Genomic DNA, 8,544 nt, shown 5'->3' with positions numbered 1-8,544 from the left:
CCTCAAGGCCTACCGCGAACTCGAACGGGAGGGCCTCGTCGAGGCCCGGCGCGGACTGGGCACCTTCGTCCGCACCCCCGTGTCGGGGCCCCTCGTTCCGGTGGCGCGGCGTTACGGGAGCCGGGCGCGCAGCACGCGGAAGGCGGCGAGGAGGGCGAGGGCGGCGAGGGCGAGGAGGATGCCGCTCTCGACCAGCTGGGTGGGCCAGAAGTGGGACTCGGGGTGGTAGTCGACGTACTGGCCGCCGATGTTCTTCGCGGCCCAGCACGTCTCGGGGGACCTGCCGTCGAAGCAGCTCCATTCCTCGATGCGCCGCCCGTCGCGGGTGAGCAGGCCCATGTCCATCATGAGCCCGTTGCCGGGGGGCTCGAGGGGTCCCCCGGCCTGGCTGACGGGGCCCGTGAGCGTCTCGACGGCGAGGAAGCTCCAGCGCAGGCTGCCGAGGACGAACAGGACCAGGCCCATGACGAGACCGGTGGCGGCCATCGCGAGGACGGTGCGCCGGATCAGCTGGCCGACGAGGGTGCCGACGGCGACGGCGGCGAGGACGTAGGCGAGGAGCACGACGCCGGTGGCCTCGTACGGTCCGCGGTCGCCCCAGGAGAGCTGGTAGCTGCCGGAGACGCGGCTCCAGCCGATCCGGTAGACGCCCATGAGGACGACGGTGATCGCGAGGGCGGCGCCGCCGGCGGTGAGGACCTTGGCGCGCAGCCAGGCCGTCGGGGCGACCGACTGGGTGAGGCCGAGGCGGTAGGTGCCGGACTCGAACTCGCGGGCGACGAGGGGGCCGGCCACGAAGGCGCCGGCGAGGAGCGGCAGGAGGATCAGGCCCGTGCCCGCGTACTCCATGGCCAGGCGCAGCATTTCGTAGCCGCGGCTCTCGTCGGCCGGGACCCAGGTGCCGTCCCGGAGCTGCCGGTCGGGGATCCGCCCGGACCAGATCCGCAGCCCGCCGATCACGGCGAGGGAGAGGACGACGAGGGCGCCGGCGGTCCACAGGGTGCGCCGGTACTGGCGGACCGTCACCCAGTAGGAGCCCTTGAGGGCGAGCGTGCTCACGCGAGGATGCCTTCCTGCTGCGGGGCCTGGAGCCCGGTGGAGCGGAGGTGGGCGAGGAGCAGGTCCTCGAGGGAGGGCCGCGTGGCCTCCCAGGGTCCCTCGACGGGGCCCTCGTGGCGGATCAGGGCCGTGAGCTGACGGCCCGTCGTGCGGGAGTCGATCACGGTGTGCGGGGCGAGCTCGGCGACGGGGCCGGTGAGCAGGGTGTGCGCCGAGAGCAGGTCGTCGACGTCGCCGTCGAGGCGGATCCGGCCGTCGGCGAGCAGCAGGAGGTGGTCGCAGGAGCCCTCGAGCTCGGTGAGGATGTGCGAGGACATGACCACGGTGGTGCCGTGCTCGGCCGCGTCGGCCATGAGGAGGCCCATCAGCTGGTGCCGGGCGAGCGGGTCGAGGTCGGCCATCGGCTCGTCGAGCAGAAGCAGTTCGGGGCGCTTGCCGAGGGCGAGCGCGAGGGCGACACGGGTGCGCTGACCGCCGGAGAGGTCGTTCACGACGGTGCGCGGGTCGAGTTCGTCGGCGATCACCCGCCGGGCGGCGGTGTCGTTCCAGCGGCCCGGGTTGAGCTCGCGGCCCATCCGCAGGGTGTCGGCGACGGTGAGCCGGGGGTGGAGCGGCTTGTCCTGGGCGACGTACGCCAGCCGTTCGCGGGCCGGGGCGTGGAGCGTGCCCTCGGTGGGGCGGAGGAGGCCGGCGGCGAGGGTCAGGAGGGTGGACTTGCCGGCGCCGTTGGGGCCGACCAGGGCGCAGATCCGGCCCGTGGGGAGGGCGAAGTCGCACGTCCGCAGGGCCCAGCGGCGGGCCCTCCCTCCGTACCGTATGCCGAGGCCCTCCGCCCTCAGCGCGGTGTCCTCTGTCATGCGTCCCCCTCGAAGAATTCGTTCAGTACGGATGTGAACAGCGCGGCGACGTCGTCCCGGTCGACGCCTTCGGCGCGGGCCCGGCGCGCCCAGTCGGCGAGCTCGCCGCGCAGGGGCGAGTCCGCCGGGGTGGCCCCGAGCGTGGTGCGGACGAAGGTGCCCAGTCCGCGCCGGGCCTCGACGAGGCCCTCCCGTTCGAGTTCGCGGTAGGCCTTGAGGACCGTGTTCGGGTTGATGGCCGTCGCCTCGACGACCTCGCGTGCGGTGGGCAGCCTGTCGCCGGGTTCCAGCAGGCCCATGCGCAGGGCCTGTTTCGTCTGCTGGACGATCTGGAGGTAGGTGGCGACTCCGCTGCGCCGGTCGATCCGGTACTCGAGCACGTTCCTTCCACCACCCTTTCACTAATCAAGTAGTGAAAGGGTGGTGGAAGAGAGGGGGCGGTGTCAACCGCCCCCTGCTCGGAAGGACTTCGGCGCGCCGTCCGCGGCCCGGGTGTCAGGACTCCGTGCGGTACATCAGGTCCACCTCGTGCGTGGCGAACCCCAGTCGCTCGTACACCGTCACGGCCGCGGTGTTGTCCGCGTCCACGTACAGCATCGCCGTCGGCAGCGTCTGCGCCGCCAGGTGCCTCAGCCCGATCGCGGTGAGCGCCTTGCCGAGGCCGCCGCCCTGGGCGTCCGGCAGGATGCCGACCACGTAGACCTCGCCGAGCTGCTCCTCGGCGTGCACCTTCGTCCAGTGGAAGCCGATCAGGCGGCCCTCCTTCTCCGCGAGGAAGAAGCCCTTCGGGTCGAACCACGGCTCGGCCATGCGGTCGTCGAGATCGCGCTGCGTCAGCGAGCCCTGCTCGGGGTGGTGGGCGAAGGCCGCCGCGTTGACGGCGAGCCAGGCGGTGTCGTCCTGACCGGGGACGAAGGTGCGGACGGTGACGCCCTCGGGCAGCACCGGCTCCGGGATGTCGAGCGGGGCCAACGGCCGGCGCAGCTGACGCAGTTCCCGGAACAGGGTGAGGCCGAGTACCTGCGCGAGATGCCGGGCCGCCGACTTCCCGCCGTGCGCCCACACCCGCAGCCGCTTGCCCGAGGCGGCGAGCAGGGCCGAGCCGAGCGCCCGGCCGTGCCCGCGGCCGCGGTGCGAGGGGTGCACGACCAGCTCGGCGGCCGGCGCCTCCACCGGGTCGGTGTCCTCCAGCTGGGCGTAGCCGTAGAGCTGGTGGCCGACGGTGAGGAGGAAGTGGCGGATGCCCTCGCGCCGTCCGTGGCGCAGGTACAGCCGGCCCTGCTCGGACACGGCGTGCATGCCGTCGGCGCGGTCGGCGGCCGCCAGCAGGTCGAGGACGTCCTGGACCTGCTCGGGGGAGAGCTCGTCGAGGGTGTGGATCTGGCGTCCGGGTTCGAGGGCCGGCGCCGCGTCAGAAGTCATGGGTACGAGCCTACGGCGGCGGTGCGCCGAGCCGCGGGAAAGGCGACGGCAACCCTCTTGTAACCCGTTACCCCCTGTTGCGCTACGCGCGTTGACTCTAGGCTGCGCGGGCAGAGCAGGTAGTCGTATGGGGACAAGGGGAAAGATGTCAGCGACACCGAGGAAGAACAGGGCGGGGCGGCGGATCCTCGTCGCCGGTGCGGGACTCGCCACCGTCGGCGCGCTCGTCGCCGCGATGCCGGCCGGTGCGGCGCAGCAGTCGGCGCAGGGCCACGGCGGGCACGGCTGGGGCCGGACGGTCGACGTCCAGCTCCTGTCCTTCAACGACCTGCACGGCAACCTGGAGCCGCCGGCCGGTTCCTCCGGCCAGGTCACGCGGGTCAAGGAGGACGGCACCACCGAGAAGATCGACGCGGGCGGTGTCGAGTACCTGGCCACCCACCTGCGCCAGGCGCGCGAGGGGAACCGTTACTCCGTCACGGCCGCGGCCGGTGACCTGATCGGCGCCTCCCCGCTGCTCTCCGGGCTCTTCCACGACGAGCCGACGATCAACGCGCTGAACAAGCTGGACCTCGACGTCACCTCGGTCGGCAACCACGAGTTCGACGAGGGCGCCAAGGAGCTCGCCCGCATGCAGGACGGCGGCTGTCACCCGACGGCCGGCTGCTTCGTGCCGGGCCAGAAGTTCCAGGGCGCCGACTTCCCCTACCTCGCCGCGAACGTGACGAAGGAGAAGACGGGCAAGCCGCTGCTCGACCCGTACTTCATCTGGGAGAAGAACGGCGTCCGGATCGGCTTCATCGGCGTGACCCTGGAGGGCACCCCGAACATCGTCACCGCCGAGGGCGTCAAGGGCCTGAAGTTCGGCGACGAGGTCGAGACGATCAACAAGTACACGAAGGTGCTGGAGCGCCAGGGCGTCAAGTCCATCGTCGCCCTGGTCCACGAGGGCGGGGCCCCGGCCTCCTCCTCGTACAACTACGACTGCGACAGCCCCGGCCCGGGCGCCGGCATCTCCGGCCCGATCGCCGAGATCGCCAAGAACGTGAACCCGCAGGTCGACGCGCTCGTCACCGGCCACACGCACCAGGCGTACGTGTGCACCATCCCGGACCCGGCCGGCAAGCCGCGCCTGGTCACCTCGGCGTCCTCGTACGGCAAGCTGTACACGGACACCACGCTGACCTACGACCGCCGCACCCGGGACATCGTCCGCGCGTCGGTCGACTCGGCCAACCACGTCGTGACGCGTGACGTCCCGAAGGCCGCCGACATGACGAAGCTGATCGAGGACTGGCGCACGCTGGCCGCCCCGATCGCGAACCGGCCGCAGGGCTACATCGCCGCCGACATCAACGGCCGCGGCTCGGCGGCCTACGAGAAGCCGCTCGGCGACGTGATCGCCGACGCGCAGCTGGAGGGCCTGGCCCCGGCGGACAAGGGCGGCGCGCAGCTGGCCCTGATGAACCCGGGCGGCATCCGCTCGGACCTGGTCTACAAGGCCTCCGGCGCCGAGGGCGACGGCGTCGTGACCTACGGCGAGTCGTTCACCGTGCAGCCGTTCACCAACATGATGAACGTCGTCGACCTGTCCGGCGCGAACCTGCTGGCCGCGCTGAAGCAGCAGGTCAGTGGCTCCAACGCGGCCTCCATCAAGATCCTCCAGGTCTCGAAGGGGCTCACCTACACGCTGGACATGACCAAGACGGGCGCGGACCGCGTCGTGGACGGCTCGGTCAAGCTCAACGGTGAGGCGATCGACCCGGCGAAGACCTACCGCGTCGCGATGAACGAGTTCCTGGCGGGCGGCGGCGACGGCTTCCCGGCCCTCGCGGCGGGCACGAACAAGCTGGTCGGCGCGTCCGACCTGGACCTGTTCAACGCCTACCTGGCGGCCCACTCCTCGGCGACGTCCCCGCTGGCGGTGCCGGCGTCGGACCGGATCACGGTCGTGCAGTAAGCCTTCGGGCGCTCCGGGAGGGGGCGGTGTCCGCTGCGGCGGGCACCGCCCCCTCCGCGTTTCCGGGCCCGGCGCCAGCGGCCCCACCCGTGCGTCCCACACTCTGGGATTCTTGACGCGTCCCCGACATAATCCCGTGCCATGGACCGACGAAGCTTTCTCGCGGGAGCCGCGGCGACCACCGCCACCGTTCTCATCGGAGCCCCGCCCGCGCACGCGCGCACCCGGGTGCTCACGACGCAGGACTGGATGGCCGGCCACGGCGACCCCACCCCGCTCCAGAAGCTCACCATCCCGGGCACCCACGACTCCGGTGCCCGATACGGCGGGCCGTGGGTCGCCTGCCAGAACACCACCATCGCCGACCAGTTGAACAGCGGCATCCGCTTCCTGGACGTGCGCTGCCGGGTCACCGGCGGCTCGTTCGCCATCCACCACGCCGCGTACTACCAGAACCTGATGTTCGGCGACGTCCTGGTCGCCTGCCGCGACTTCCTCGCCGCCCACCCCTCCGAGACCGTCCTCATGCGGGTCAAGCAGGAGTACTCCGAGGACTCCGACGCCACCTTCCGCGCCGTCTTCGACGACTACCTGGACAACCGCGGCTGGCGCTCGCTGTTCCGGATCGGGGCCGGCCTGCCCACCCTGGGCGAGGCCCGCGGCCGGGTCGTCCTGCTCGCCGACAACGGCGGGCTGCCCGGCGTCCGGTACGGCGACGGCGCGCTCTTCGACATCCAGGACGACTACATGGCCGAGCCGTTCGCCAAGTACCCGAAGATCCAGGCCCACTTCCGCAAGGCGGCCACCCAGCCCGGCAAGCTGTACGTCAACTACGTCTCCACGGCAGCCCTGCTCCCGCCCCGCTGGAACTCCGACCGCCTCAACCCGCAGGTCCACGGCTTCATCGACAGCGCGGAGGGCGCCGGCTGGAAGGGGCTCGGCATCGTCCCGCTGGACTTCCCGAACACCCGCCCGGGGCTGGTGGAGTCCCTCATCCGGCACAACTGACCCGGCACCACCGACCGCCCCGGTCCGGCCCAGCCGGTACGGCCGCCCGGCCGTACCGGCTGAGCCGGCTCAGTCCTTCGCGAAGGACCGGCCCTCCGGCGGCGGGGTCGGTGCGCCGGGCAGCCGGAGCACCGCGACCGTGCCGCCGCCCTCGGCCGCCCTGAGTTCCGCCGAACCGCCCGCCTGCTGGACCGTGCGGGCCACGATGGACAGGCCCAGACCCGAGCCCGGCAGGCTGCGGGCCGAGGGGGAGCGCCAGAAGCGGTCGAAGACGTGCGGCAACTCCTCCGGCGGGACCCCCGGCCCGTGGTCGCGGACCGTCAGTTCGCCGCGCATCAGGGTCACCTCGACGGTGCCCCGCGACGGCGAGAACTTCACCGCGTTGTCCAGCACGTTCACCAGGGCCCGCTCCAGCGCGGCCGGCTCGGCCCGGACGTACCAGGGCGCGAGGTCGACGACGAACGTCAGCTCCGGCCCCCGCAGCCGGGCCCGGGTCAGGGCCGAACGCAGGATGCCGTGCAGCGGCACCACCTCCAGCGGCCCGGGCGCCGCCGCGTCCGGGCGGGCCAGCTCCTGGAGGTCGCCGATCAGCGCGGCCAGCTCCGTCATCTGCGCCTTCACCGAGGCCATCAGGGCACGCCGGTCGTCGGGCGGCAGTGCGCGGCCCGTCTGCTCGCTGCGCGCGAGGAGCTCGATGTTGGTGCGCAGCGAGGTCAGCGGGGTGCGCAGCTCGTGGCCCGCGTCCGCGATCAGCTGCGCCTGGCGGTCCCGCGAGGACGCCAGCGCCGCCGTCATCGCGTTGAAGGAGCGGGACAGCCGGGCGATCTCGTCCTCGCCCTCGACCGGGATGCGCACGGTCAGGTCCTCGGTGGCCGCCACGTGCTCGACGGCACCGGTCAGCCGGTCCACCGGCTTCAGCCCGGCCCGCGCGACCCACAGGCCGGCCGCGCCCGCGCCGACCACGCCGATGCCGGAGACGAGCAGCAGGACCCAGCCGAGCGTGGACATCGAGTTGTCGATCTCGGAGAGCGGACGGGCGACCGAGACGGCCACCGTCCGGTCGCTCACGGGGTAGGTGTACACCCGCATCTGCGAGCCGTCCTCGGCCGTCGTCGTGTGCAGCGCGTAGGGCTCCTGCCGCTCCACCACCGCGATGTCCTCGGGCGTCGCCGGGATCTTCGAGGCGCCGAGCGAGCACACCACGCCGTCCGCGGACACGATCTGCCGCGTGTCCGAGCCGTACGGCGGGTACCCCGGCGGCTTCCCCGCCTTCGGGCCGCAGGAGTTGAGCAGTTCACGGGCCTGCTGGTCGGTGAACTGCGTGCGGCGCAGCGCCGCGTCCAGCTCGCCCTCCAGCTGCGCCCGTGTCACCAGCCAGCAGGCCAGGGAGACCGCCGCCACGGCCACGGCCACCGCCGTCGCCGTCAGCAGTGCCAGCCTCGACCGGAGCGGTCTCGACCGGAACCAGGCCAGCGGACTTCTCATTCCGGGCCTCCGCCGCGCAGCACGTACCCCACGCCCCGCACCGTGTGCACCAGGCGCGGCTCGCCGCCCGCCTCGGTCTTGCGGCGCAGGTACATCACGTAGACGTCCAGCGAGTTCGAGCTGGGTTCGAAGTCGAAGCCCCAGACCGCCTTGAGGATCTGCTCCCGCGTCAGGACCTGCCGGGGATGGGCCAGGAACATCTCCAGGAGGGTGAACTCCGTCCGCGTCAGCTCGACGGGACGCCCGGCCCGGGTCACCTCGCGGGTCGCCAGGTCCATCCGCAGGTCGCCGAAGGCCAGCACGTCGCCCGCGGGCGCCTCGCCGGTCGCCGCCGCGTACGAGCTGCGGCGCAGCAGGGCCCTGATCCGCGCGAACAACTCGTCCAGCTCGAAGGGTTTGACCAGGTAGTCGTCCGCGCCCGCGTCGAGGCCGCTCACCCGGTCGCCGACGGCGTCGCGGGCGGTCAGCATCAGGATCGGCACGGTCGAGCCGGACGACCGGATGCGGCGGGCCGCGGTCAGGCCGTCCATCCGGGGCATCTGCACGTCGAGGACGACGAGGTCGGGGGCGTACGACTCCAGCGTGGCGAGGGCGTCCAGGCCGTCGACGGCGACCTCGGTCCCGTAGCCCTCGAACGCCAGGCTGCGTCGCAGCGCCTCCCGGACCGCGGGCTCGTCGTCGACGATGAGGATGCGCTCGCCTTGAGTCATGGCCCCAGCGTCCCACGGGTCGCTCAGGCCGTACGGATCGCTC

7 protein-coding genes and 2 pseudogenes are annotated in these 8,544 nt (G+C 72.5%); 3 read left to right on the top strand and 6 right to left on the bottom strand.

The annotated features are described in order from the left end of the window. Window positions 1-229 (top strand): annotated as a pseudogene (locus tag EAO71_RS40055) (hypothetical protein); the annotation flags it as partial. A gap of 275 nt (window positions 230-504) precedes the next feature. On the opposite strand, the pseudogene EAO71_RS40050 reads toward EAO71_RS40055, so the two are convergent. From EAO71_RS40050 to mshD, 4 genes and pseudogenes are all read right to left on the bottom strand, one after another. Next, window positions 505-849 (bottom strand): annotated as a pseudogene (locus EAO71_RS40050) (ABC transporter permease); the annotation flags it as partial. 206 nt (window positions 850-1,055) lie between these two features. Further along, window positions 1,056-1,916, bottom strand: coding sequence for an ATP-binding cassette domain-containing protein (locus EAO71_RS17755; protein WP_147978616.1), 861 nt, complete (start codon window positions 1,914-1,916; stop codon window positions 1,056-1,058). Continuing rightward, window positions 1,913-2,296 (bottom strand): GntR family transcriptional regulator, encoded by a 384-nt coding sequence (locus EAO71_RS17750; RefSeq protein ID WP_147978615.1) that lies wholly within the window; start codon window positions 2,294-2,296, stop codon window positions 1,913-1,915. Before EAO71_RS17750 ends, EAO71_RS17755 begins: the two co-directional genes overlap by 4 nt. Before the next feature lie 115 nt (window positions 2,297-2,411). Beyond that, the gene (mshD, locus tag EAO71_RS17745; protein ID WP_147978614.1) at window positions 2,412-3,338 is read right to left on the bottom strand and encodes a mycothiol synthase; all 927 of its coding nucleotides are present in this window, start codon (window positions 3,336-3,338) and stop codon (window positions 2,412-2,414) included. Window positions 3,339-3,483: 145 nt separating this feature from the next. Between mshD and EAO71_RS17740 the strand changes: the two genes are divergently transcribed. Beyond that, a complete protein-coding gene (locus tag EAO71_RS17740) occupies window positions 3,484-5,298 on the top strand; it encodes a bifunctional metallophosphatase/5'-nucleotidase (RefSeq protein ID WP_147978613.1) in 1,815 nt (604 codons plus the stop codon). Window positions 5,299-5,439: 141 nt separating this feature from the next. Next, the gene (locus EAO71_RS17735) at window positions 5,440-6,306 is read left to right on the top strand and encodes a phosphatidylinositol-specific phospholipase C (protein ID WP_147978612.1); all 867 of its coding nucleotides are present in this window, start codon (window positions 5,440-5,442) and stop codon (window positions 6,304-6,306) included. 69 nt (window positions 6,307-6,375) lie between these two features. On the opposite strand, the gene EAO71_RS17730 is transcribed toward EAO71_RS17735, so the two are convergent. Both EAO71_RS17730 and EAO71_RS17725 read right to left on the bottom strand, forming a co-directional pair. Further along, window positions 6,376-7,791 (bottom strand): sensor histidine kinase, encoded by a 1,416-nt coding sequence (locus EAO71_RS17730; protein WP_147978611.1) that lies wholly within the window; start codon window positions 7,789-7,791, stop codon window positions 6,376-6,378. Further along, on the bottom strand, window positions 7,788-8,501 hold the full coding sequence (locus EAO71_RS17725; RefSeq protein ID WP_147978610.1) for a response regulator transcription factor: 714 nt from the start codon (window positions 8,499-8,501) through the stop codon (window positions 7,788-7,790). Before EAO71_RS17725 ends, EAO71_RS17730 begins: the two co-directional genes overlap by 4 nt. Between the last annotated feature and the right edge of the window lie 43 nt (window positions 8,502-8,544).

It is taken from the genome of Streptomyces sp. MS191 (assembly GCF_008042125.1).
GTDB lineage: Bacteria > Actinomycetota > Actinomycetes > Streptomycetales > Streptomycetaceae > Streptomyces.
The sequence above is the reverse complement of the archived record's forward strand: the minus strand, read 5'-3'. Positions and strand labels throughout refer to the sequence as shown.

Bases quoted from the DNA above. Each gene is read 5' to 3' on its own strand.
- EAO71_RS17755 (WP_147978616.1), bottom strand. From the start codon at position 1,916: ATGACAGAGGACACCGCGCTGAGGGCGGAGGGCCTCGGCATACGGTAC.
- mshD (WP_147978614.1), bottom strand. From the start codon at position 3,338: ATGACTTCTGACGCGGCGCCGGCCCTCGAACCCGGACGCCAGATCCAC.
- EAO71_RS17740 (WP_147978613.1), top strand. From the start codon at position 3,484: ATGTCAGCGACACCGAGGAAGAACAGGGCGGGGCGGCGGATCCTCGTC.
- EAO71_RS17735 (WP_147978612.1), top strand. From the start codon at position 5,440: ATGGACCGACGAAGCTTTCTCGCGGGAGCCGCGGCGACCACCGCCACC.
- EAO71_RS17730 (WP_147978611.1), bottom strand. From the start codon at position 7,791: ATGAGAAGTCCGCTGGCCTGGTTCCGGTCGAGACCGCTCCGGTCGAGG.
- EAO71_RS17725 (WP_147978610.1), bottom strand. From the start codon at position 8,501: ATGACTCAAGGCGAGCGCATCCTCATCGTCGACGACGAGCCCGCGGTC.